1 pseudogene is annotated in these 258 nt (G+C 69.4%); it reads left to right on the top strand.

Annotation, left to right across the window (positions count from 1 at the left end):
* Positions 1–258: pseudogene (locus MTX35_RS25505) on the top strand (acetyl-/propionyl-CoA carboxylase subunit alpha); the annotation flags it as partial.

A 258-nucleotide genomic window follows, 5' to 3' on the forward strand; every position in this document is an offset into this window, starting at 1 on the left:
TCGGACCGTCCCCCCAGTCCATCCGCGACCTCGGCGACAAGGTCACCGCCCGCCACATCGCCGCCCGCGCCAAAGCACCGTCGGTCCCCGGCACCTCCGAACCGGTCAAGGACGCCGACGAAATCCTGGCCTTCGTCGACGAACACGGCCTCCCCATCGCCATCAAAGCCGCATTCGGTGGCGGCGGACGCGGCATGAAAGTGGCCCGCACCCGCGAGGAAATCCCCGAACTGTTCGACTCCGCCACCCGCGAAGCCG

The sequence above is a fragment of the Rhodococcus sp. ARC_M12 genome, from assembly GCF_022810385.1.
Classification (GTDB): Bacteria; Actinomycetota; Actinomycetes; order Mycobacteriales; family Mycobacteriaceae; genus Rhodococcoides; species Rhodococcoides navarretei.